Annotated in this window: 22 protein-coding genes; 8 read left to right on the forward strand and 14 right to left on the reverse strand. The window is 46.4% G+C overall.

The features are described from left to right. Positions 1-98: 98 nt before the first annotated feature. Positions 99-530, forward strand: a complete 432-nt coding sequence (locus BBR47_RS16925; RefSeq protein WP_015891652.1) for a VOC family protein — start codon at positions 99-101, stop codon at positions 528-530. Positions 531-674: 144 nt separating this feature from the next. Here BBR47_RS16925 and hfq read toward each other — a convergent pair whose 3' ends face one another. The 5 genes from hfq to BBR47_RS16945 form a co-directional block, all read right to left on the reverse strand. Continuing rightward, positions 675-914, reverse strand: coding sequence for an RNA chaperone Hfq (hfq, locus tag BBR47_RS16930; RefSeq protein WP_007719110.1), 240 nt, complete (start codon positions 912-914; stop codon positions 675-677). 29 nt (positions 915-943) lie between these two features. Continuing rightward, positions 944-1903 carry a tRNA (adenosine(37)-N6)-dimethylallyltransferase MiaA gene (gene miaA, locus BBR47_RS16935; RefSeq protein WP_015891653.1) on the reverse strand — a complete coding sequence of 320 codons (960 nt, stop codon included), beginning with the start codon at positions 1901-1903 and terminating at the stop codon, positions 944-946. Continuing rightward, complete coding sequence (locus BBR47_RS16940) at positions 1900-2685, reverse strand: class I SAM-dependent methyltransferase (RefSeq protein ID WP_015891654.1); 786 nt, start codon at positions 2683-2685, stop codon at positions 1900-1902. Before BBR47_RS16940 ends, miaA begins: the two co-directional genes overlap by 4 nt. Before the next feature lie 301 nt (positions 2686-2986). Continuing rightward, positions 2987-3151 (reverse strand): hypothetical protein, encoded by a 165-nt coding sequence (locus tag BBR47_RS31625; RefSeq protein ID WP_015891655.1) that lies wholly within the window; start codon positions 3149-3151, stop codon positions 2987-2989. A gap of 32 nt (positions 3152-3183) precedes the next feature. After that, complete coding sequence (locus BBR47_RS16945) at positions 3184-3738, reverse strand: hypothetical protein (protein ID WP_015891656.1); 555 nt, start codon at positions 3736-3738, stop codon at positions 3184-3186. A gap of 292 nt (positions 3739-4030) precedes the next feature. Between BBR47_RS16945 and BBR47_RS31820 the strand changes: the two genes are divergently transcribed. Both BBR47_RS31820 and BBR47_RS16955 read left to right on the forward strand, forming a co-directional pair. Then, a complete protein-coding gene (locus BBR47_RS31820) occupies positions 4031-5002 on the forward strand; it encodes a globin-coupled sensor protein (RefSeq protein WP_015891657.1) in 972 nt (323 codons plus the stop codon). Between the two features lie 934 nt (positions 5003-5936). Then, complete coding sequence (locus BBR47_RS16955) at positions 5937-6746, forward strand: aminoglycoside phosphotransferase family protein (protein ID WP_015891658.1); 810 nt, start codon at positions 5937-5939, stop codon at positions 6744-6746. 493 nt (positions 6747-7239) lie between these two features. Here BBR47_RS16955 and mutL read toward each other — a convergent pair whose 3' ends face one another. The 6 genes from mutL to miaB all read right to left on the reverse strand — a co-directional run bounded on the left by mutL (position 7240) and on the right by miaB (position 16070). After that, a complete protein-coding gene (gene mutL, locus BBR47_RS16960) occupies positions 7240-9312 on the reverse strand; it encodes a DNA mismatch repair endonuclease MutL (protein WP_015891659.1) in 2073 nt (690 codons plus the stop codon). A 24-nt stretch (positions 9313-9336) separates the two neighbouring features. Then, positions 9337-11925 carry a DNA mismatch repair protein MutS gene (gene mutS, locus BBR47_RS16965; RefSeq protein ID WP_015891660.1) on the reverse strand — a complete coding sequence of 863 codons (2589 nt, stop codon included), beginning with the start codon at positions 11923-11925 and terminating at the stop codon, positions 9337-9339. A gap of 89 nt (positions 11926-12014) precedes the next feature. Beyond that, complete coding sequence (locus tag BBR47_RS16970) at positions 12015-13301, reverse strand: putative amidoligase domain-containing protein (protein WP_015891661.1); 1287 nt, start codon at positions 13299-13301, stop codon at positions 12015-12017. A 110-nt stretch (positions 13302-13411) separates the two neighbouring features. Next, positions 13412-13972, reverse strand: coding sequence for an outer spore coat protein CotE (gene cotE, locus BBR47_RS16975; protein ID WP_015891662.1), 561 nt, complete (start codon positions 13970-13972; stop codon positions 13412-13414). A 136-nt stretch (positions 13973-14108) separates the two neighbouring features. Then, positions 14109-14552, reverse strand: a complete 444-nt coding sequence (locus BBR47_RS16980; RefSeq protein ID WP_015891663.1) for a RicAFT regulatory complex protein RicA family protein — start codon at positions 14550-14552, stop codon at positions 14109-14111. 6 nt (positions 14553-14558) lie between these two features. After that, positions 14559-16070 carry a tRNA (N6-isopentenyl adenosine(37)-C2)-methylthiotransferase MiaB gene (miaB, locus tag BBR47_RS16985; protein WP_015891664.1) on the reverse strand — a complete coding sequence of 504 codons (1512 nt, stop codon included), beginning with the start codon at positions 16068-16070 and terminating at the stop codon, positions 14559-14561. A gap of 335 nt (positions 16071-16405) precedes the next feature. Between miaB and BBR47_RS16990 the strand changes: the two genes are divergently transcribed. From BBR47_RS16990 to cbpB, 4 genes are all read left to right on the forward strand, one after another. Beyond that, the gene (locus BBR47_RS16990; protein ID WP_015891665.1) at positions 16406-17650 is read left to right on the forward strand and encodes an S-layer homology domain-containing protein; all 1245 of its coding nucleotides are present in this window, start codon (positions 16406-16408) and stop codon (positions 17648-17650) included. Positions 17651-17815: 165 nt separating this feature from the next. Beyond that, on the forward strand, positions 17816-18658 hold the full coding sequence (locus BBR47_RS16995) for a lipoate--protein ligase family protein (protein ID WP_015891666.1): 843 nt from the start codon (positions 17816-17818) through the stop codon (positions 18656-18658). 58 nt (positions 18659-18716) lie between these two features. Continuing rightward, a complete protein-coding gene (locus BBR47_RS17000; protein WP_015891667.1) occupies positions 18717-19856 on the forward strand; it encodes an acyltransferase in 1140 nt (379 codons plus the stop codon). 266 nt (positions 19857-20122) lie between these two features. Continuing rightward, positions 20123-20593 carry a cyclic-di-AMP-binding protein CbpB gene (gene cbpB / locus BBR47_RS17005; RefSeq protein WP_015891668.1) on the forward strand — a complete coding sequence of 157 codons (471 nt, stop codon included), beginning with the start codon at positions 20123-20125 and terminating at the stop codon, positions 20591-20593. A 68-nt stretch (positions 20594-20661) separates the two neighbouring features. Here the strand turns inward: cbpB and BBR47_RS17010 are convergent, their stop codons facing one another. The 3 genes from BBR47_RS17010 to BBR47_RS17020 all read right to left on the reverse strand — a co-directional run bounded on the left by BBR47_RS17010 (position 20662) and on the right by BBR47_RS17020 (position 23270). Next, the gene (locus tag BBR47_RS17010) at positions 20662-21762 is read right to left on the reverse strand and encodes a YheC/YheD family protein (RefSeq protein WP_041749484.1); all 1101 of its coding nucleotides are present in this window, start codon (positions 21760-21762) and stop codon (positions 20662-20664) included. A gap of 164 nt (positions 21763-21926) precedes the next feature. Next, positions 21927-22487 carry a tRNA (mnm(5)s(2)U34)-methyltransferase gene (locus tag BBR47_RS17015; RefSeq protein ID WP_015891670.1) on the reverse strand — a complete coding sequence of 187 codons (561 nt, stop codon included), beginning with the start codon at positions 22485-22487 and terminating at the stop codon, positions 21927-21929. Between the two features lie 33 nt (positions 22488-22520). Beyond that, positions 22521-23270, reverse strand: a complete 750-nt coding sequence (locus BBR47_RS17020; protein ID WP_015891671.1) for an MBL fold metallo-hydrolase — start codon at positions 23268-23270, stop codon at positions 22521-22523. 53 nt (positions 23271-23323) lie between these two features. On the opposite strand from BBR47_RS17020, the gene BBR47_RS17025 reads away from it, so the two are divergent. Further along, positions 23324-24358 (forward strand): YkvI family membrane protein, encoded by a 1035-nt coding sequence (locus BBR47_RS17025; protein ID WP_015891672.1) that lies wholly within the window; start codon positions 23324-23326, stop codon positions 24356-24358. Positions 24359-24371 lie beyond the last annotated feature (13 nt).

A 24371-nucleotide genomic window follows, 5' to 3' on the forward strand; every position in this document is an offset into this window, starting at 1 on the left:
GCAAACATACGTTCTGTGTATTACAATCAAATTATGGGCAATAATAGTAAGTGGATTTGACAAGTTGGTCATATGAAAACCAAGGGAGATGTTGACACATGGCATTGCGTTTGATTCCTTACATCGTTTTGGACGGTACTGCAAGTGAAGCGATCAGCTTTTACGAGGGTGCGCTAGGTGCTGAAGTGCTATTCAAGCAAACCTTCGGTGAAATGCCGGAAAATCCGGAGTTCCCATTACCTGCAGAAGCCAAGAATCGTATCGGGCATGCTACTATTCGCGTCGGTGAAACTGAAATGATGTTTTCCGATATCTTTCCAGGTCAACCGCATCAGCCTGGTGATCAAGTGACCATCTGCATCTCGACCGATGATAAAGAACAATCTCATAAGATTTTTAATGCCCTGCAAGAAGGCGGTCAAGTGATTATGCCTCTGCAAGAAACGTTCTTCAGCCCAGCATACGGCAATGTGAAGGACAAGTTCGGCATTACGTTCCAAATTTACACGAATAATCATTGCATGGAGTAATGTGAAAGCCCTGTTCGCTTCAACGGCGACAGGGCTTTTTTATTGATACTTTGGATTTGGACGTTGATGGTATTTCCAACACTCGGGTCAGATCATAAAAAAGAACCAGGATCACATGTATCCTGGCTGTTGGTGTTACTTCTCTTACTGTTGGTTGTTCTCCTGAGACATGAGCGATACAGGGCGTTGCGGAGTGAAAGTGGAGATCGCATGCTTGTATACTAATTGTTGCTTGCCTTCGCTATCAATCACAATCGTGAAATTATCGAATGCTTTAATATACCCGCGCAATTGAAATCCATTCACAAGGTAAATGGTAACCGCGATGTTTTCTTTCCGCAAATGATTCAAGAACGTATCTTGAATGTTGATCGTCTGTTTCATGTACACTACCCCCTAAAAGGACTTGTATGTTATATATTCGGCAATTGTTGAAACTTTCCTGCCAATATTCGCTTGATAGTTTCCACGTTATTCCTCTGTTCGGCTGAATCGGTCATGTCAAACCAATGAATTTCTTCCATGCGCCGGAACCAGGAAAGCTGGCGTTTGGCAAAATGTCGCGTTCGCTGCTGTATGTCGTTCACCGCTTTTTCTAGCGTGATTTCTCCATACAGGTAAGGGATGAGCTCCTTATACCCTAAGCCTTGCATAGAGACCAGTGACGCGTCGTAACCAGCATCCAAGAGCCCCCTCACTTCCTCAACCAGTCCCGCTTCGATCATGAGTTCGACCCGGTGGTTGATTCGTTCATACAGCTTTGCGCGGTCCATCGTGAGACCAATCATCACCAAATCATAGGGTGAATGCTTCGCCCGGAGCTGAAAGTCGGACATTTTGTACCCGCTGCTTTCATAAATCTCCAATGCGCGAATCACCCGCTTTACATCATTGGGATGCAATCGTTCCGCTGTAATCGGATCGACATCGGCCAATCGGGCGTGTAGTGCTTCCACACCTTCACTGTCAGCCAATCTTTGCAGTCGATCACGCAGCTCAGGGTCTTGAGAAGTGGTGGAAAACTGAAATCGATGAGTAACCGATTCTATGTACAGACCTGTCCCGCCGACGATAAACGGAAGTCTGCCACGTTGGTTGATGTCTGAAATCAACCCTGCGGCACTTTCCTGAAACATCGCAACAGAGTATTCCTCGTCTGGATTTTTAATATCAATGAGGTGATGCGGTATGCTCGCAAGCTCCTCAGGTTCTGCTTTTGCGGTGCCGATATCCATCCCACGGTATACTTGCATGGAATCTCCGGAAATAATCTCACCGTCGAACTGTTCGGCCAGCTCCAGACTAAGCTGGGTTTTGCCGACCGCTGTTGGGCCAATAATTACAACTAGCCTTTCTCTCTGTTGCAAGGTCACTCCCCTCCACCTATCTCTTTGTAGCTGTACACGACCTGCTGGCCGCGGGAGCGAAACGGCGTAAAGCCAAAGCGCTCGTACATCCTACCTTCTTTTCCTTCTTTCATTACCACACGTTTTCTCGCAACACGCTGCGCTTCCAAAACAGCCTCCTCGGAAAGAGCCTCTGGATTGGCGAGCTCACGGACTCCAGCGATCCCCGACGAGCTTTGTACAGTTATCTCGAACATAGGATCGAAATAAACGACGTCGAAGGAACGGGTGGGCAGTCCTCTCAGTACTTCTAGATGGTTGCCACATCGTACCTCAATACGACGCATCGCTTGCTCCAATTCTTCCGCATCGGATGACCAGTGCCGCAGTCCATCTTCTACCAAGATGGCTAGCAATCGCTCAGATTCGATGCCAACAACTTTCCCATTTGCACCAGTCGCATGAGAAAACACAATCGCATCAGCACCCAGACCCAAGGTGGCGTCCAGCACTTTATCCCCTGGATGAATTTGGCAAGCAACAAGCATAGTATCAGTATCGCCGCGCATGAGCCGCTTTATACGAAAAGCAGATGTGTTCGGATGAAAAAAGAATGGTTTTTTCCCCGGCACTTCCAGACGTGCTCCGAGAGCGGAAACCACCAACACTTCTTCTACCCCATATCGCTTGCGCATTTGACCCAATGAAAAATCGCGTCGATTCACAACTTGTAGCCCCAATGTACTAGCCAATTCAGCTGCGTGACGCAAGGTTTCTTCACCCGGCTCAAGTCCTGTCGTAACAATCACGCCTTTGTTCCCTTCCTTACGTCTTCGCCCTTTTGATCAGAACTGCTGTTCCAGAAAAACGACTCGACGGTTTTTACATAAACGGTAACGATCATATTATTGTAAGCAGGATTAATTTGCCGGTCAAATAGAATCTGAACCAAACTTTTTTCCTGTTCGCTATGACAATCATACCATTTTTTATGAAAGCGCGTCGGACTGTAGTATGATTTTCAGTCCATCAGCTTCACCCAAGTAAAAAAGACCCGCGAAGTTCCGTGGGCCTTGTTGCATAGGGGTATACGCCAAGTGAATGAAAAAGTTATCTCCACTCCTCAACGGCAAGGTTTGCCTGTTTGATCCAGTTCAGTCTGCGGTTATTTAACAGACCGAGATTGTAATAAACAATCGATTGAGCACCTGCGTCCATTGCTGTTTTCACCCTCGCTGCCAACTCGACTGCTGACTGGATTTGGTTATGATGCAAGGAAAAAGCGGCTCCCAACGTCGCTTCTGGCGCTACAAGCTTGATTGCATGGAATGTATAGGCCACATCACCGGCAAAAAGGCAGTCGCTTCGATCAAAATCCGCTCTGGCTTGACCTGCTCTAGCGTATCGGTAAAAAGGGCAATGGCGTAATGCTGAACCTCAGGCTGCGATGGACAAAGCGCGTATGTGTATGTATCCCCCCAAATGTTTTGCACACAAAGATCTGGGTGAGCCAAGCCAAGTGTAGAATTGTGAAGGCCAACCCACCAAGTATGGAACCCCATCCCTGCCTGCTCACAAGCTTCCTTTATTTTGCCAAGAATGCCTGCTTGTGCGATTGGCTCGTGTACAGTCGGGCGCAAACGGTTGTACTTCGACCATTCGGGCGTAAACGATACCCCTGAAAACGGCAGCCTGCGAAACGTTTTACTTCGCGGGTGAAAAAATCTCCCCTGATGGTAGCTGCTATTGACCACCGCTGTATTGCATCTGGCTTCTTGCAATGTTTGCATCACAGCCTCGATACCACTTTCGGCTATATCCCACGGATAGATAAACATCCCGGTTTGACGTGATGAACTCATTTTGTTTCACCTCGTTTTTGCAAGTAATCATAAGTCAGTGTTTGCCTAAAACCAATTCCAATTTTCAAATTTTCTGAATAATACCCCAAACAAAAACCCCCAAATCCCATACATCTTCCATGTTCTTAGTTGCAGGGATACGCCCTTCTTCAACATCTCATATTTATCGAATCAGTATATAGTTCATAAATATTTCATTTTTATTTAACATTTTATTATTATTTAGCATTTTATTTTTGTTAGAATCTGAAAGAGTTTTACATTACATATAAAGAAAATAGGGGTTGGCATCATGATTGCATTGGATAATAAATGGAATTCACTTAGGGTGTTCTACGGCCTAACAAAAGAAGACTTAGACCTCTTGTATTCACACAAAGAGTTCTTCAGCACTCACTCAAAAGAAATCGTAGATTGTTTTTATGAAGAATTGGAAAAACATCCTAACTTGGATCAATTGATTCGTACAAATGTAACAATGGACCAATTAAAGAACATGCAGATTTGGTATATCGAAACACTTTCTTCTCATGTTATTGATGAAGAATATGTAAACAGCCGAAAACGAATTGGAACAACCCATGCGAGAATTGGATTGTCTGCTTCTTGGTTTTTGGGTGGATACTCACTGTATTTACGTCTTTTTTCAGAAAGAATTCAATCGCTAGAAAACTCAGCTGCATTTTTTCAGGCTCTTTTCAAAAGAGTTTTTTTTGATTCTGCAATTATTCTTGAACAGTATATCGGTGACACGATGCGTGAAAATGTAAGCTACCGCCTCAATATGGAGCAAATGGCAGTCGAATTGACAGCTACAACCCAGGAAGCGCTTAGAATCTCTTCCGTCTTCACCGACTCCGCAACCAAACTATATGAATACAATGGTGAGATCGCTCATTCCATGAATGTGTTAAAGGAGCAGAATGAGGAGATTGAGAAACTCAGTGGCTTCGTAGCAGATGTTTCTACACAAACCAATCTTCTAGGCCTTAATGCTGCGATTGAAGCTGCTAGAGCTGGAGAGCACGGACGTGGCTTTACCGTTGTTGCTAATGAAGTACGTAAATTAGCCGATAAATCAAATGCCTCATCTAAAGACATTTATCAATCCCTACAGAACATTAACAATCAATTACTTAAAATTGATCAACAGGTCTCATTATCAACGGTTTCCGCTGAGCAATTAGATACTACTTCCGAGCAATTATTTTCTATCATCCATAAACTAGATGAAATTTCTCGTCGTCTTCAGAATAAACACTAACTACTTCTGAACGGCCAAAGGAGCTTTTTTCTTTGGCCGTGTTCTATTATGTAGCTCCTCCCTTTCTCTCACGCTTCCAGGACCTCCAACACTGTCAATTGCCGCCGCGAGATCGACCTGTCTTGATACATAGTTCCTCTATTGTTGGTGTTCTACCCCGCCCTGCTGAAAAAACAAGAGCGTTTGTTATCTAGAAATAACCACTAAACTGAGCTAACAATAGAAAAATTAGGATAGGATTAATAATGTGTCACATTTAGCTTGGGCAGGCACGGCTACATCGTCGTTCTCGAAGCGGGTGATAACGTCTGCGATCTAAGAAACGTCGGACTTAACCGTGAAGACGGAGGACTGCTGGGGAGTTGTCCCGAGTACGTCGAACTCCTCGACGTCGGCGAAGCTCTTCAGTGACCCCAAAAATCTCGCAGAAGCCCGTTTGCGCCGACTTTGCAGTCTAGCGTGCCCATCCCAAACCATGCACACCAAAGCGCCTTTCCAAGCCTTCTGCGAGTTTTTCCGAAAAAACTTGCCGTTACTTATGATACGGTTCTCCGCGCTTGATCTTAAACTAATTTGCCAATTAGCTTAATGAAGCGCCAGTCAGTCTAATTTTTTTCTGAGTCTGACACTTAATTTCTCCGCTTCGTCCTCATGTTCAACCCTTAGTTGGTTGAAGTAGTCCTCAACCTGATTAAAGAAAGCACCGGAAGTGCTCCAGCGCAGCGCAGGACGACAAAGTCCTGCCGTATCTTGATAACGCTCATTCTTACGTCCCTCCTGAAAATAATAATGACCCCTCGAAAAGGGGTCTTGGTCTGGATCACGAACTTGATATATATAAGAAATTGTAATAGATTCGCTTTTTTAAGTTAGCAGGCAGCATTCCTAATATGAAGCATAATCACAGGGAGATTTCAAAGTAGGAGATGATACATTGAAAAAGATTAGCGAGGGTCGAACAGCCGAAGTATTTGCTCAAGATCAGGAGAAGATATTAAAGCTTTATAGGGACGGATTTCCAATGGAAGCGGTGAAATATGAATATGAAGTAAATCGGATTGTGGCCTTCCTTGAAATTCCTGCTCCAAGAGCGTACGATTTGATTGACTTTGATCATAAGAAGGGTATTGTGTTCGAAAGGATTGAGGGCTCAACACTGCTTCGTATGGGTGTTCAGTTTCCTAACGAACTCGATTGCTTGACTAAAGAGTTTGCTGAACTACATTATCGCATACATAAATATGAACTTGATGTGGAACGAATTGGAGGATCATCCGTCCTTAATCAGAAAGAGGTCTTGGCTCGTAACGTTCAGAACGCTTCCCAACTATCTAGCGAAGTGAAGCATGAGATCATTGAATATTTGAAAAATCTACCGGATGGAAACCGTCTATGCCATGGTGATTTTCATCCAGAAAATGTTATGATCGGTGAGCGTAACTGGGTAATAGATTGGATGACAGGGATGATCGGTAATCCTGCTGGTGATGTCGCTCGAACTTTGCTATTATTCCGTTTTGGTACGCTGCCTGATGAGGCTCCAAGTAGCGTTAAAGATGCACTTGAACTGATGAGAGATAAAATAAACGGAGTATACTTGGAACAATATCTTTCATATTCTGGTCTGCAGTTCAGTGACATTGATGAGTGGATGTTACCGATTGCAGCGGCTAGACTATCGGAATGGATTCCTAACGAAGAGAAAGCACTACTGTTAAACTTAATCGAAGAACGATTGAAGTAACGAAAAACAACGGTTTTTTGAGCGAGCATAAATGAAAGGGCCATCCCCCAAAAGGATGGCTCTAAAACTTGCCGTTACAGACAGCGCGGAGAACCGTATCACAAATTGAAGTTGTTATTTAACTCCCTCTAAATGATTAAGAATACTCACTCTAATCTCATGAATTCGTAGAACGGGTATCGTTAGTTCAATCAAAAAGCGGCAGTCTAGTACTTTAGCTATCTATCAATCAAAATAGTTACTCTAGTTTACAAGTAGTTCTTGTTTTTTAGGGGTGAAGAAAAAAGAAAAGCCCCACTTTTTAGTGGAGCAATGCCATCGGGTGCCAGCCAGGACCGCCGTCCAAACGTAGTCCCCAATCAGGACCAGTTAATAGGTCCTCGATGGAAGAAGCTCTGTTCCAGCATGAGATTTGCTTATTGACTTTTGTTTTTTCCCGCTTTCTTTTTACAGTAGAATACCCTCCCCGGATTTTTCCGCAGGAGGGCATCGTTCACATCACACGCTTAAACATTTTTTCTAAGTCATAACTAGTAAAATGAATCACAATCGGCCTGCCGTGCGGGCACGTATACGGACTGCTCGTCTTGCGTAGCTGATTCAGCAAGCTTTCCATCTCTGCATGCGTCAGGAAGCGGTTCGCTTTAATCGATGCTTTGCAGGACATCATGATGGCAGCTTTTTCGCGCATCAGAACGACATTGGCTTGGGTGTTTTCTCCCGTTTCCAGTACAAACTGAATGAGCTCCTCAATGACCTCAAGCTCAGCCCCTTCTGGGAACCAATGTGGATGAGCGCGAACGATAAAGGTCCGTCCACCGAACGCCTCGATCTCCAAACCAAACGATTGCAAAAGCGACAGGCGCTTCTCCAGTTTGCTTGCCTCTGCAGCCGTATATTCCACCGTATGAGGAAACAGCATGATCTGGCTGGAAATGTCCTCTTCTGCAAGCTTGTCCATGAAATACTCGTAAAAAATCCGCTCCTGCGCGGCATGTTGATCAATTAAATACATGCCTTCGTCATTTTGCGCGACGATGTAGGTACCATGGACTTGACCAACTGGATACATAACGGGGACAGGCGAATCTGTTTCATTTTCATTGGTGGCTTCCACGAGTGGCGGTGTTTGTTCGGTACCCGCTATGGCTGAATGATCCTCGCTGCTGATTTCATGGATTGGGTACGCAGGAGATGGTGCCTGGGCAATGTCCAATTGTACCGGAATCTTCGGCTCATTAGGCTGGAAAGCTTCCCTGGTGTCTGTTTGATCCAATAGAGTCGCCTTCACGATTTCATGCGGGATAGCCTCTACTTTTGCAGCCTCTAGCTTTTCATAGTTGGCCGCAGTCTCCTTCACCGTGCCATTCTCAAAAGATGGAGCGATAGGCGTCACTAGATCCACTTGCTTACTTGGTACCTCCTGCTTGGCCATCCATTCCTGGAGTCGGGGACTCGCGGCTAGTAACGGCGATTGCGGAGTATCAGGCTTGGTAATTTGCAGGTCAAACTGCGGTTGAACAACCTGGGTGACGACCTTAGCTTTTGGTTGAGTAACCATGGGTCTGACAATCCCCAAGCCTTGTCGCAATGTCTCTTTTACCGATTGTTCTATGGCACTGCACAATTCATCTTCTTTACTGAATCTCGCCTCTAGTTTGGCAGGATGTACGTTCACATCTACCAGTGACGGATCCATTTCGATCTGCAAAGCTACAATCGGATAACGACCGATCGGTAACAATGTATGATAACCGCGCATAATCGCATTGTTGATCGAATAGCTACGCACGTATCGACCGTTTACCAGTGTCGAAAGGTAAGAGCGATTCGCCCTTGTCACTTCCGTCTTCGAAAGAAAACCAGACCACTTATAATCGAGAGTCTCCCCTGCAATTGGAAGCAACAGCTTCGCGACCTGCACACCGTAGATCGCCGCCATGACGTGCAGCAGCTTTCCGTCCCCAGACGTTTGCAAGAGTGTCTTGCCGTTATGAGTCAGCAAGAAGGAGATCGACGGATGCGTGAGTGCAAGCCGATTCACATAATCAGAAATATGTCCGACTTCCGTGGCGATCGACTTCATATATTTCAAGCGAGCAGGTGTGTTGAAAAACAAGCTGCGTACACATACTTCTGTCCCTTTTACAGCGGCTTTATCGGAAATCGTTCCGAGCTGCCCACCTTCAATCAAGAGATGAGTACCTACCTCACTACTGGACGTGCTGCTCGTGAGTTCCATACGCGAGACTGCCGCGATACTCGGCAGTGCCTCTCCGCGAAAGCCCAGCGTACGAATGCGGAATAAATCACGAGCGTTGCTAATTTTACTCGTAGCATGGCGCTCAAAAGCCAGCTGACAATCTTCCCGATCCATCCCCCTCCCATTGTCAACGATCCGAATCATCTCCAGACCGCCTTCCTCAACGTGGATCTCGATTGTCGTTGCACGAGCATCAATTGAATTTTCGACCAGCTCTTTGACAACCGAAGCCGGTCTTTCGACTACTTCACCTGCAGCAATCATATTGGCGAGTTGCTCATCTAAAACTTGAATGGTTCCCATGAGTGCCTCCCCTCCGGACGAACCCTATCGCTTTTTCAATTGCTGTTTCCATGCATATAGTTTCATCATGGCGTCCATTGGCGTCGTTGAATTCAAATCCAGCTCGCGCAGCTCAGCCATAATCGCTTCTTCCTCCGCTGACGCAAACTGCATCGGCTCTTCACGCACCGCAGCAACTGGTGCCGTCCATAGCGTTTCGAGCGACATTTGGACGTCACTCGCTGCATTTCCATTCCCTGTACTCCCATTTGCTTCAAGTCCGGTTAAGATGCTACGCGCCCGCTCAATGACCCAAGTCGGCATTTCCGCAAGCTCTGCCACATGAATTCCATAACTCTTATCTGCTCGTCCTTCTTCAATTTTGTGAAGGAACAAGAGCTTCCCTTCCCGTTCTTCGCATCGAGCGTTGACATTCACGACACCACTCAACGTCTCAGCTAACCCGGTCAACTCGTGGTAATGCGTCGAGAAGAGTGTTTTGGCACCGATTTTTTGGCAAATGTACTCAATGACTGCTTGTGCAAGCGCCATTCCATCGTACGTCGAAGTCCCGCGACCAATTTCATCGAGCAGGATCAAGCTCTTCGCTGTCGCTTTTTGCAGGGCGTGTCTCGTCTCCAGCATTTCCACCATAAACGTACTGTGCCCGCCTACCAAGTCGTCGGCTGCCCCAATTCGAGTAAAAATCTGATCGACAATCGACAGCTTGGCCTGTTTAGCAGGAACAAAGCAACCGATTTGTGCCATCACCGTGATCAAGGCAATCTGTCTCATGTACGTACTCTTACCCGCCATATTCGGACCCGTAATGAGCAAAACTTGACGATTGGTCTGATCCATCTCCACGTCATTAGCCACGTATTTTTCGCGCTCCAGAACAGCTTCTACCACTGGATGGCGCCCTTCTGTAATGACGTAATCGCCGCTTTCCACAAGCTCAGGGCGTACAAATCCCCGCTCGTCGCTTACTGTAGCAAACGCCTGGAGAACGTCCACAGACGCAATGCGCTCCGCGAGGTTCTGTAGTCTTGGTATATGCTTCGCGACTTCACTTCTTACAGCAACGAATAGCTGGTACTCCAGCTCAATCATCTTTTCTTCTGCTTCCAGAATGAGGGCTTCACGTTCCTTCAACTCTGGCGTGATGTACCGCTCTGCATTGGCTAAAGTTTGCTTGCGCTCATACCGACCAGCCGGAACGTTGGCAATGTTTGATTTCGATATTTCGATGTAATAGCCGAATACCTTATTGAAGCCAACTTTAAGCGAACGAATCCCTGTCGCTTCCCGTTCTCCCTGCTCCAGTTGGGCGATCCACGTCTTCCCTTCACGGCTTGCCGTATGGAGCTTGTCCAGGTACTCATCATATCCCGTCCGAATCATTCCGCCTTCACGAACCGATATCGGGGGATCATCCACAAGGGCATGAGCCAAATAGTTGACAATATCTGCACATTCATCCATCCCATTAGCCAGTTCCATCAATACTGGGGTATTCGTTTGGATCATATACTGCTTCAGCTCTGGAACAGCTTCCAAAGACATCCGTAGCTGAATGAGATCTCGTGCGTTCGCATTCCCGTAGGAAATACGGCCCGCCAGACGTTCCAAATCATAGACACGATCCAAGCAAGTCCGCAAATCCGAGCGAAGCAGCATGTCCCCCTTCAAGGCTTCCACAGCGCTCAGGCGTGCCTCCAACTGATCGCGACTGAGCAATGGACGCTCAATCCATCTGCGCAAAAGACGACCACCCATTGCCGTTTGAGTCCGATCCAACAGCCACAACAGGGAGCCTTTTTTCGTCTTATCGCGAATGGTCTCAGTCAATTCTAAATTGCGTCTGGAAAAGCCGTCCATTTGCAGATACTGCTTTGCATCGTACTGCTTTAACAGGCGCATATGGGCAAGGCTACGTTTTTGCGTCGTCCCTATGTAGAACAAGAGTGCATTGACCGCCGCTCGCATGGACACATCCAGCCCTTTTGCCTGCTCCGCGTATTGACTATCCACTGCAAATACGTCCAGTTGGTGCGCATCCACGACAGTAGATGGCAGTGCAGTCTTCGGCAAAGCAGCGAGGCCAAAAAAGACGAGCTCCTTAGGGCGATATTGCAAAGCTTCATCCAGGACACTCTCTGCCTGTCCTGCCAAGGAAGTAACGTACATCTCGCCTGTACTCATATCACACGCAGCAACACCCGTTCGCCCTTCTACTTGGGCCAACGCTGCCATGTAATTGTTTTCCTTATCCGTCAGCCATTTGCCTTCCATCATCGTACCTGGGGTAATGACGCGTGTCACTTCCCGGCGAACGACCCCTTTGGCTTCTTTTGGATCTTCGACTTGCTCGCAAACGGCTACTTTATGTCCTTTTTTTAGTAGCTCTGCGATATAGCCGTCTGCCGCATGATGTGGAACTCCACACATTGGTATGCGCTCAGAACCACCACCATCACGTCCCGTCAGTGTAATTTCCAGCTCACGGGACGCAAGAATGGCGTCATCAAAAAACAGTTCGTAAAAATCACCTAAGCGAAAAAATAAGAAAGTATCCGGATAATCTTTTTTGATAGCCAGATACTGTTGAATCATCGGGGTATATTGAGCCATGATTTTCTTCTCCTAGCCTACTAATTCTCGTCGCTATTATATCATGATTGAACGGTAATGTTGACCCTGCATCGGATGGTAGTATCCGTTTATGGTAGCTTCCATATCTTGCGCAGGTCTTCATCCGTTCTCCACGATTGACTCTCGATTAAAAACGAAAAGTATCGATCCAAATGAATTCGTGACAGCGTATAGCCTGGCAGCTCCTTTACTTCTTTCCAGACTTGAACTACGTACGGCAGGAGCTTTTCTTTTTCGCCTTGGTAATATGCTTTGATTAGCGGTAGCTTGAGATGAGGCGACGCTTGTAACTTCTCGTGATTGGTTGCAACCAAATGGGCCAAATGAAGAATCCCACGAGCGACAAGGGGATCAACGAGCCAGCTCGGGAGTGTACGGTATTCGAATCCATATTCCTTCTCCCTTACATCCCCCAAAAATCCATAGCGCTCTCTGCGGCTCATACAGCCTGCATCCTCAATCAGAACTAGAGGAAGAGCCAAGTACGCATCCAGCTTTCGCCGAAGAGAAAAAGTAGGTGTGAGCCCGCCAAAATGAATATGCCCGCCGATTGGATAACCTTGAAACGGCATTCCTCCAGCGAGCCATTCGATAGACGCGTCCCCTATTTTTTGGTAGGCGAGTGCCAGATTATCGTAGATATGCGTAAATAATTGATCAGGGTCCTCCGATGGCGCAGGTCTCAACTCTGCAACCGGGTGCTGATGGAGACCTAATTCTTCCCGGTAGCGTGTCGTATCACATCCAACCGCCCCATTGATGCTCAGGAAGTCAGAAGCAAGTGCCATTTCTCCTGTGGGCTTGCGCAAAGCAAATTCCGGATCAGCCCCCAAACTTTGTAGCGTTTGCGGCTGTTTACGCATCCGAGCTTCCCACCAATCTCGGGCACGCTGCATATATTCGTCAGCATGGCTGGCTGGCCAATTTGGTTCCACCTCGACGACCTTAAGTCGATGGGGAGAAGCCGCCATGATCGTCACTTGACCCGCATCCGCTCCCACGGCATACAAACTGCGCGTAGCCAGCCCTTGCACCATCTGAATCTCTGTTTCAGTGGAAGGCAAGGTGACGGAATGCCACTCGGGTTCCTGCAGACGGTGCAGCAGCCAATGTGATTGCTCCTCGCTTCTGGCAATATCCAGTACATAGTCTTGGTAAAGGCATACCCTATATGTTCGCCAGCCCGGTCGCGCTTCATTTCCTGTAACAGGTATTCGCCCCTGCCGGAGCAACCAGCGACCGATTTCAGGACGATGCAAATAGGCTACGACTTCTTTCGCGTTGGCCGTCATCGGTTGTGTTGCTGGCGTTTCCTGCCCGTTAGCTCGCTGACTCGTTTTTGTGCGTAGAATCATGCCTTCCACACTCCCTCGCTGTTCTTTCGTTATCTTATGAATGCGCCCAGAAAAAAGTGTGAATGACCTGTATCCGAAAAAAAGAAAAAAGAGGAGATAATTTCTCCTCTTTAGTCGAGCTCGTCGAGTAGCGTAGCGGAATCAAAGTCATCAAACTCGTCACTGTTATCTTCAAAGTCGTCAACCAGATGGAATTCTTTGTCATCACAACTATTGCAGACAACAACGCACACCTTTGTTTCTCCAATGACCTCTACTGCATATTCGCTTTCAACTCTGACCGTGATTGTGCCACCACCACTTAACTCCGCTTTTATGCACTTCGGTTGCTCCACGGCACGTGCAACGATTTCCAGATCGCCTCTGCAGTTCTTGTCGAAGAACGTAAGCGGTACGAGAACGGAGAAATGAACCGTTTCCCGCTTGACTTCGGTTTGCGTGTTATTAGCAAACGAAAACCACAGGTTGACGTCATACGTACCAGATACTTCAACGGCATCTCCGACTTTCTCTGCTTGGAAGTTCGTGTTTATAACCCAGCATCCGAGGATCGTCGAAGGAGTTTGCGACGGTATGATGGTGTGGGTGGTAATAGAAAATTTATGGCCTTTGCCGCAGACTGCTTTCGCGATAAGTTCCCGGCACTGTAGATCTTTGTCTATACCCGACATTTCGTTACCTCCTCCATACAACGTTTCTGTACATTTGTATGCAGGGCATTCGACTAGCGTGCAAACAACCACCTTATATTTGGGAAAGTTGTTGGGTATTGATCAGAACAGCGCCGGGAAGGCTTTCTATCAAGAATTAGGAGCAGCAGCCGTCAGATTTTTTCTTTTCAGGCCCGCCACCAGTCTTTCCAGTCAATGGGTTTCCGCCTGTATCCAAAATAATACGCTCCGATACGGTGTTCGTGATCACGTTCGTGACCATTTGCAAAAGATCGTTCACATCAACCTGCGATTGCTTGAATTCCGTAACGATTGGAATGGCATCCAGCTCTTCGTGCAATTGGTTGTACTCGTCCTCCACTTTTTTCACCAGTTCCGGCTTGTTGATGGATTCAAACATCACCATTTGCTTTTGTTTCTGCTTCAATGTATCAATCAAATCTTGCACACGTTCATTGTGTTTGATTTGCAGTTCAGCACGTTTGAAGAAATCAACTTCATTCGTACGCGCGATCATAGCGGCAAGCTCGCGAGCTTTATCGAGAATTTCCTTCTGTGTAAAAACGTTTGTTTGTTCCATAATGACCTACACCTCAACTTTGGATACGAGTTCACCGTGGAGTGTCCACGTTTTCGCATCCGTAATTTTTATGTGCACATACTGTCCGATCAAAGATTTGTCGCCGGTGAAATGGACAAGCTTGTTCGTACGCGTACGTCCCGCAAGCACTTCCGCATTCGTCCTCGATTCGCCTTCCACGAGTACCTCGACAACCTGATCCTGCAGTTTTTTGTTCTGCTCCAGAGCGATGCCAGCCAGCACTTCATTGAGTCGATACAAGCGTGCTTTTTTCACTTCCATCGGAACGTTGTCTTCCATGACAGCAGCCGGTGTACCTTCACGTGGGGAGTAAATGAAGGTATAGGCAAAATCATACTTGACCTCTTCCACCATCGAAATCGTATCTTCAAACTGCTCATCGGTCTCGCCTGGGAAGCCAACAATAATATCGGTAGAAAGCGAGACATTCGGGATCGCGTCCTTGATTTTGCGAACGAGCTCCAGATAATGCTCACGCGAGTATTTACGTGCCATCCGCTTGAGTACTTCTGTCGATCCGGATTGGACAGGCAAATGGATTTGCTCCACCAGGTTGCCGCCCTTTGCCAGCACCTCAATCAAGTGGTCATCAAAATCGCGCGGGTGACTTGTCGTGAAACGCACACGCGGGATATCAATCTTGCGGATCTCGTCCATCAGGTCTCCAAAACCGTACTTGATATCCTCAAAATCTTTCCCGTACGCATTGACGTTTTGTCCAAGAAGCATAATTTCTTTAAAGCCTTGGCGAGCGAGATCACGCACTTCTGCGATGACATCTTCCGGGCGTCGACTGCGTTCTTTTCCGCGGGTATACGGCACGATACAGTACGTACAGAACTTGTCACAGCCGTACATGATGTTAACCCAGCCCTTGGTGTTTCCTTCGCGGAGCTTCGGCATATTTTCGACGATATCGCCTTCTTTGGACCAAACCTCAATCACCATTTCTTTGCTGAACATCGCATCGCGCAACAGTTCTGGCAATCGGTGAATATTGTGCGTTCCAAAAATCAAGTCGACCTGCTGGTAGCTTTTCAGGATTTTCTTGACGACTTTCTCTTCTTGGGACATACAGCCGCATACACCGAGGATCAGATTTGGATTGTTATTCTTGAGCCGCTTCATGTGGCCAAGCTCCCCAAATACTTTATCCTCTGCATTTTCGCGGATCGCACAGGTGTTAAATAGAATGACATCCGCATCTTCGACAGAATCAGAGGAGGTATAACCCATTGCCTGCAAAATACCAGAAATCGTCTCCGAATCATGCTCGTTCATTTGGCAGCCATACGTACGAACGTGATAGCGCTTTCCTTTTCCGATGTTCTGCATGTCTTCTGGGATATGAAAATCGTAATGGACTAAAATCTCTTCCTTACCGCGCGTTTTCGCATCTTTCAGAGAGGGGGCCTGGAAGTATTTCGCATAGTCTTCCGTCTTCTTTGGAGACTTAACGGATTTTAAGTCCACAGTCGCCTCTTTCGTTTCCTTCATCATATATCACCTCAGCTATAATCATCTACATAAGTAACCAATAAAGAATTATATCATTTTGGGTGATACAAAAGCCAATGCATAATAACCATTATGAGGCAAAATATGTACGAAACGGCGAAAGTCTGATAGACAACGTCTTTCCAAACATACCCATGTTGGTCCTGCATGCCCTTACCATTGGTACATACTCCTCCTTACCTGCCAATTTTTTTGAAACTCCTCCTTTTTTCCTATTTTCATCATAATATTTTTTTCCCCTGCAACAATACAAGCCCACTCGACGTCTGAATAGCAGTCAACAAAAACTACATTGCCATTTTGAGGAGGTAAATATGAAAAGAGCACTAGCCGTATTTTTGTCGGTGTTGATGTTCTTAACGATTATCCCGGTCGTCGGTGCCGCTTCCACCCCTTCGTTCTCTGACGTTCCGCGTAGCCATTGGGCATACAAGGAAATTACGGAGATGGCGGCAAAAGGGATCATCAAAGGGTACGACAATCGAACATTTAGACCGAACAATGAGGTAACCCGCGCCGAATTTGCCAAAATTATGATTGCAGCAGCAGATGTAGATATAAACAAACGCTACGTCGAGCAAACCTTTAAAGATGTCCCTCGTCATCACTGGGCATTTTTGTATGTGGAGCACGCCAAGCCTTACTTGACTGGTTACAAATCCGGCTCTACCTACACGTATAAGCCAGATAAAGCGGCAGTACGAGAAGATATTGCTGTCGCATTGGTACGCCTGTTGGGCTACGATCAAAAGTACAAAGCCGACTTGGATCAATTGAAAAAGTTCCGTGATTACGACGATATTTCGTCCGCTCTGCGTCCGTATATTGCGATTGCGATCCAAACCGATCTGATGAAAGGATACAATGGCAATTTCCGTCCACAAGATCCGATTACTCGTGCGGAAGCTGCTTCTCTGCTCTATCGTGCTATTTTGGATCGTGGCGATGATGAAAGCAAAATTGTATTCCCTACCCCTGGTCAACCGCAGCCTCAGCCAGAACCAGAGAAAATCAATATCAGCGATTCCTTCTCTGATACCAAATTGAAAAACTGGGATACTGACAAAGCGATCGGTAACTGGGAGGTCGCTAGCAAACAAGTGACTGCTGAATCCGATGATGATGATCTGGATCATTACCTTCTGCCACTTCGCTGGAATGAATCTGACAACGTCAAGAATTATGAATTGAGCGTCGATGTGAATGTGGTTGGCAGTGAAGGTTTAGGCGGTCTGTACTTCAACGGCAAAGATGGAAAAGCCAATGTCGTCTTCATCCAAAAAGATCGCGTTGTTTTAGGAAAAGTAAATGATGTGGAAGACGACGATATCGACATCATCTCATCCAGCACCTACAAGCTGAAATCAAGCAATCGCTTGAAGGTGGCTGTCACTGACAATACCGTTTCCATTTACTTGAACGATCAATACTTGTTCGGTCAACAATATGTGAAACAAGAAGGCAAAAAACTCGGTCTGTATCTGCAAGAAGAAGCGACAAAAGGCGCTCCTCGCAAAACGACTTACCTGGACAATTTCACCTTTAAAGAGACGAAATAAAGACCCATATCCCACCCGACAAGCTATCTTGGCCTGTCGGGTATTTTTTCACTCCACACGACATGCATGTTCTACCAAATGGAAAAAAGATAGCGAAAACGTAGAAATAAACGCATTTCAGATGTTATAATGGTAGCTATTCTTGTCCTGTGAAGGAGCCTTCCTATGTCTTTTTCTGTTAATCAACCGTTTCGCTGGATGGACTCCGGTACCTACCAGGATAGTCCACTTGAGCCTTTAATTCGTGATGAAGCGTTGGCAGCCAGTATGCAATCTGAATCAGCAGCACCTGTCATTCATCTCTGGGTGTACGATCAGGCGCTGTATCTCGGCCGCAGAGACGCCAAGCTTCCACATCTCCAGCAAGCCTTGCATCAGTTCGGTCAAGATGGCTTTGGTTGTGTTCTTCGCTCGTCTGGAGGAGCTTGTGTTCCGCTTGATGCTGGCGTACTCAATATGGCTTGTTTATTGCCTAACACTTCGATTTCCATTGACTCCTTCTTCTCGTTTGTTGCCCAGCTTCTTGATGTGGGCCTGCGCGATTACGGAAAGCTGGAATTTGGAGAAGTGACGGGTTCTTACTGTGCAGGGGAATACGATTTTTCCATTCACGGTAAAAAAATCGGAGGTATGGCACAAAGACGCACACGCCACGGCTCTATTTTGCAATTATGCATTAACGTCGACGATCGTCCACGAGGCGAATGGATGGAGCACTTTTACCGTCTCGCCGGCTTGGATGAAATGCAAAGCCATAAGCCAATTCCTTCCATTGATGCTTCTACCGTTGGCAGCATTGCCAGTTTGACTGGAAAATTGGCCACAATGGATGATGTAAAAGCACGTCTATTGGAGACAATCCGTTCTGAGTGGGCTGTATCACCTACCCCCTTTTATGTGCAAAATGAGTTAGTGACAGAGTCGAGGCATCATTTGTCGCAGCGATTACACTTATTTTCTTATACCGCAAAAGAACTGGCCGCACCTGACTGGCACTTACCCGAATAACGGGCGTTGTACTTGTTTTTGATTCTCCAGGTGCTGCCGGTAAAATTCTGGAGGAATTATGAATAGCAATCGAAAGGGGACGTTTCAGGATCTGAATGCCCTTTTTGTTTTTGGGGCACTTACTGTCTTGATGATTCACATCCTCAGTTTTTTCCTGGCCAATGAGAAGACGTATCCGTGGAATAGTGATTTGCAAGCCGTTCTAATTATCTTATTAAAATTCGGTCGCTCTTTGTTTATATTTGCAACTGGAATGCTGCTGTTTTACTGGTATCAAAATCGACAATTGGATTGGCGTGCTTTCTGGAAAAAACGCTGGCGCGCTGTTATATTGCCTTACGTAATTTGGACGGCCATCTTCACCTATTTTAAGCATCAAACCTTTGACCCAGCCGTGCTGGTAGAACCGTTTTTCGATAGTCTGTTTACGGGTAGCTCTTTCTACCACTTGTACTACATTCCGGTTTACTTGCAATTGTGCTTGTTGTTTTGCCTGATTAAACCGTGGATGGAACGGTACTTGAATTTTCGTTGGATCATCGTCCTATTTATTGGACAAGCTGGTCTGTACCTTCTCTACCACTATTTGTTCATTACGCCGTTATGGGCCATTGATTGGGCTGCAACCCCATTCCTGTCCCTTGTGAAGCACACGTATGTTTACGGACAGCATTATGTTTTCATGTACGTGTTTACTTTTGCACTCGGCGCTTATGCCGGGATGAATGTGGATAAATGGCGGACATGGGTGAAACGTCTTCAAATACCTTCTATCGTTGTAATGGCAAGTGCAGGCGTTTGGATGGCTTACAGCTATCTTTCTGGCTCCAAAAGCTATTACGAGAGTATGAACATTTTCGAGCCGCTTTACTTGTTGTACACACTCTGTGTAATCGTCAGCTTTTACCCTGCATCCAGTTATTTCGGCAAGCTGCCTAAACTTGGTCCGTGGCTTTCCCGGTTGGCCAAACAAAATATGGCCATCTATTTGGTTCATCCGTTGATCTTGTTCTTGATGCAGAGCTACGTCATTCATCGACTAGGCTGGTCGACACCGTCAATGGTTCTCGGCATGTTCGTGATTACACCGCCACTTTGCATTTTCCTATACGAGTTGACGACGATGTCCTTTTGGTTCAATCGAAAAAAACGGGTGGAAGCCAAGCCCATTTTCAATAATCAAACGTATAAAGCGTAAGGGAGAAACTGGTTTCCTCTAAACTCCTAATGTAAAAAACAATTTGAGCTCGCATACTAGAGCTAGGGACGATTGTTCCACACCTCGATTACTTGCCTGGCATAACTGCCGGGCTTTTTTCGTCTTTAGCCCCGACAAAACCCTTGGCGATGCCAAGTTTTCTAAATGTAGCCCTACCGTTTGTACCTCTCTTACGGTATCATAGAAGGGGACCACATGCAGTTCTTACTGCTATAGACGACAGAAAGAAAAGGTGGTGGATCTGAATGAATCAAGAGATCCCTTTGTTACATATTCCGATCAAAGATCTCATAATTGCGTCCACAAAGGTCGCACATGTGCAGCTAGGTAATTCGCTTGAGCACGCCCTGCTAGTCCTAATCAAGTCCGGCTATTCAGCCGTTCCTGTACTGGATCATCAGTATCGTTTGCATGGGTTAATCAGCACGAATATGATCATGAATAAGACTCTTGGTTTGGAGCGCTTCGAGACTGAGCGTATGTCCGAACATATTGTAGATGATGTGATGGATGCGAAGGTCCCTCGATTGCGTGACACCGATGAATTTTTGAAAGCATTAGAAGTGTCCATTAATCACCCTTTCGTCTGTATTGAAGACGAGGAGCACTATTTCCAAGGAATCTTGACTCGAAAATCGATTTTGGCTTTGGTATATCGTCACTTTCGCAATCTGCCCTTTCCATTGGCTGACCAACAACAGCCAGCAGAATCGTAGGTCAAGGCATACGAAAAGACGGGGCAATAAATGCCACCGTCTTTTTCACATTCTTCTGCCTGTCTTCTTTAGAGCAATTGGCTTGGCGCTAGGAGTAGATGTTTCCGTTTCTTTTTTTCCGTGAGCAATGCCTGCGCATATTCCAGTGGATGACGGTACGTTTGTTTAAACATCTCTTTTTCCCCTGCTTTGAAAAAAGAATAGCGTTGGTCACGCACATTGACTTCGATCAAATACGGATTGCCTCTCTCGTCAATTCCCATATCCATCCCTAAGTCTGCTAATGATGAAAAATGCCGACCGTACTGCTCCGCAATTTCCACCGCCGCTATGCCAACTCTTTCAATGACAGCTTGTTGTTGTTTCACCTCAGGAAAGATGGGTACCAAAGCTTCCGAAAACGGTACTGCTGTCCCTCCTCGAGAGAGATTACTCAGCTTGTTTTTCGTATTGGCGACCTTGGCAACCATCCCGCTCACAGTCCACTGTTTCTCTTTGTTTTTCTGCACCGAAACACGAATATCAAACGTTTTGCCTCCATAGCGGGCCAAAGGAATTCCTCGCTGGATCAAAAATCTTTTGTTACCAACCCAACGTCGCACCGTGGAGAAGATCTGCGAATGAGATAAGATCTGCCGTTTCTTCGATGCAATGAAATGATAATTGCCTCCATGCCGTTCAATACGTGCTACCCCAATTCCGACTGATCCAATCGAAGGCTTGACGTACACCACCTGGTACTTATTTAAAAACTGACGCAACTGCTCCATGGAATAAGGCACTGTATGCGGCAGATAGCTGCGAATTTGTTCATTTTTCCAGAGCATCTGGTGTACTTTCCGCTTATCCCGTACAACCAAGCCATTGAACACCGTTTTCTTTTGGCTCAATCTTCGAATCACATTCCGCGCTTTTGCATCCCCTGTCAAAACACGATTGTGGATGACTCCCGGGACTGAAACCAGTTGTGAGACGAGCCGGTTTCCGTTCCAAAAATATCCTTTGACTCTTTCATCTCCTGGCTTCACATGCCGCGGATGAAAAAAAACTGGCTCCAACCCAAGCTCTTTACCGATTTCGACATAATAAGGCAGACGCTCATATGACTTGATGCCTTGAATTCCTTTCACCATAAGGGCCCAATCCAACATTATTCCGATTCTGTCCACGCAGATCCCCCTTGCCACATTGCTCTACATAGGGTATGTGCCAGAAAGGCCAAGAGCGTGCCTATTTTTGTACACCTCTTTCGCAACCTGACAAAATCATTGCTTTCTCATAAGAATGATGTCGGATGCTGCGCTTGCCCGGGAAAGGATCGCGTTTCGTTTTTTTATTGTCCCCTGCGCTCGATGGCCAGTAAAAATGGGGCTTGGTTTTGCTGATTGATATATTGGTATTTTAAAACCAAATAATCCAATTGACTTAGCTCGTGGCAAAATGCTTCCACTGCCTCTTTTTCCGTCTCTCCCGCCGGATGCCCCCAATAAATCATGACTGTCATGATTCCACCTGGTCTGAGCACCCTCAATCCTGATTGAATCGCCTGAATGGTACTGCTCGCTTGAGTTGTAATTTCCTTGTCTCCACCCGGCAAATAGCCCAAATTAAACATGATTGCCGCGGCAAGAATCTCCAGTTTGTCAATTTCCTCATGACTGGCGAGCTTCATTTCTACCCTGTTCGCCAGACCTTCTCTCTCGAGTCTCTCGCGCGTTTTCTCAATCGCCTGCGGCTGGATATCGAAGGCGATTACCTTCCCCTCTTCTTGCACCAATTGCGCAAGAAATAAGGTGTCATTTCCATTCCCCATTGTAGCGTCTACAACCGTTTCCCCTACTTGTACCCGTTCACGGATTAATTTGCGTGCGACTTCTAATACATTTGGAAACACAGTCAGCTCTCCTCTCTATGTACACAAACAACGTTATAAATCGATTTGCAGACCAATTCGCGCTGCATAAACTGGACCTTCGACAAAGGCATTGGCCTCCGCAATTACTTGGGACTCCTCATAGCCGTAAAACAAATGTGTGACTAATAAAGAACGGCAGGATAGGGATTGCGCCAATTCCGCCGCTTGGCGAACAGAAAGGTGTCCATTTGGCTTCGCTGGTACATTGTAATCTAGATAGGTCCCTTCGCAAATAAACAAATCCGCTTGACTTGCAAAGCCCTCCCAGGCTGTACCTGGTCCACTGTCCGCTCCGTATACAAGGACACGTCCGTTGGCTTCTAAACGCATGGCGTAGCAAGGATCTCCGTCACCGTGGTCTGTCCGTAAAAAAGTGATTGCAACGTCCCCAATGGTAACAGACGTTTCTTCGGTGATTGGGGTAAATGTGGTCGCCCTTCGATACACCAATGTCTCGGCATTGGCCACAGGCAGCGCAGGAGCGTAGATCGGAAGCGGCTTGTCAGCAGGTCTTTGGCCAAATAACTGATGAACCATCAAACCGTACTGCATCACTCCTACATCCGCAACATGATCATGATGATAGTGGGATAAGAGCATAGCATCCAGCTCAAAAATAGGTAAATGCTTTCCTAACTGCGCAAGAACACCGCTGCCGCAGTCTAGAAGAATTTTGACACGGTCTGTCTCAATCAGGTAACCCGGAGTAGCACCCCCTGGGCCAGGATAAGGAGATTGATAGCCTAACACAGTAACGCGCATATTCGGTTCACTCCCTCTCATAGGATGGAATAAGGTGGGACAGGAGGTCTGAGATGCAAGGAACATGGAGAGCCGCATGGCAGATCGCTTTTACGTATATTGGGACAGTCGTAGGAGCTGGTTTTGCCTCAGGCAAAGAAATTGTAGAGTTCTTTGTTCAATATGGAACACAAGGCTTAGTTGGCATCATTCTGGCGACGATGCTGTTTATTTGGGCAGGTATCCGCGTCATGCTGATTGCCTATCGGATTCAGGCCGATTCCTATCAAGAAGTCAGCACCTATTTATTTGGGCATCCGTTTGGCACTGTATTTAATACCTTGCTTCTAACCGTATTGCTAGGCACTACCTCCGTCATGCTCGCTGCTACCGGTGCGATTTTTTGGGAGTCATTTCGATTATCTCCCCAAATCGGTATTTGGTTTAGCATGATCTTGATTTTTTTCGTGACGAAAAAAGGGCTATTTGCCATCCATCACGTGAACAGTATTTTTGTTCCGATGCTCATTGGTTTTACTGTACTTGTCTTTTTTTATACGAAGCCATGGTTAGATACGAGTGTCGTCGTTGAATCGTTACGGCCTTGGGCGTGGCTTAGCTCTCCCTTTTATTATGTTGCCTTAAATGTCACACTAACACAAGCGGTTTTGATTCCGATGGGCAGACAGAGTCCCAGCGAGAAACCTCTTCTCCTAGGGGGAATCATAGGAGGGCTGGGAATAGGCCTTTTGCTCTTGCTCGCTTACGCTTCCCTATCTGTAAAAATGCCGGGAATCCATCACGCGGAAATGCCCATGATCGCTGTGCTGCAAGGCTTAGGACCAACGATTCCCTTTTTGTTCTCCCTATTGGTATATGCCGAAATTTTCTCCACTCTTGTGGCAAACGTATTTGGTCTAGCCCAACAGATTAGACAAGTTATCCCCCTTCGAGGTCCGACAATTTTACTCGGGATTTTGCTCATTTGCTATTTGATCAGTTTTATCGGGTTTAGCTCACTTCTCCGTTACCTGTATCCACTCTTTGGTCAACTGGTCGTCTTTTTCCTTGTCATGCTCGTGTACAGGCAGTGGCGGGATCGCGTGTAATAAAAAAACCTCT

Origin of the sequence: Brevibacillus brevis NBRC 100599 (assembly GCF_000010165.1) — a bacterium.
GTDB lineage: Bacteria > Bacillota > Bacilli > Brevibacillales > Brevibacillaceae > Brevibacillus > Brevibacillus brevis_D.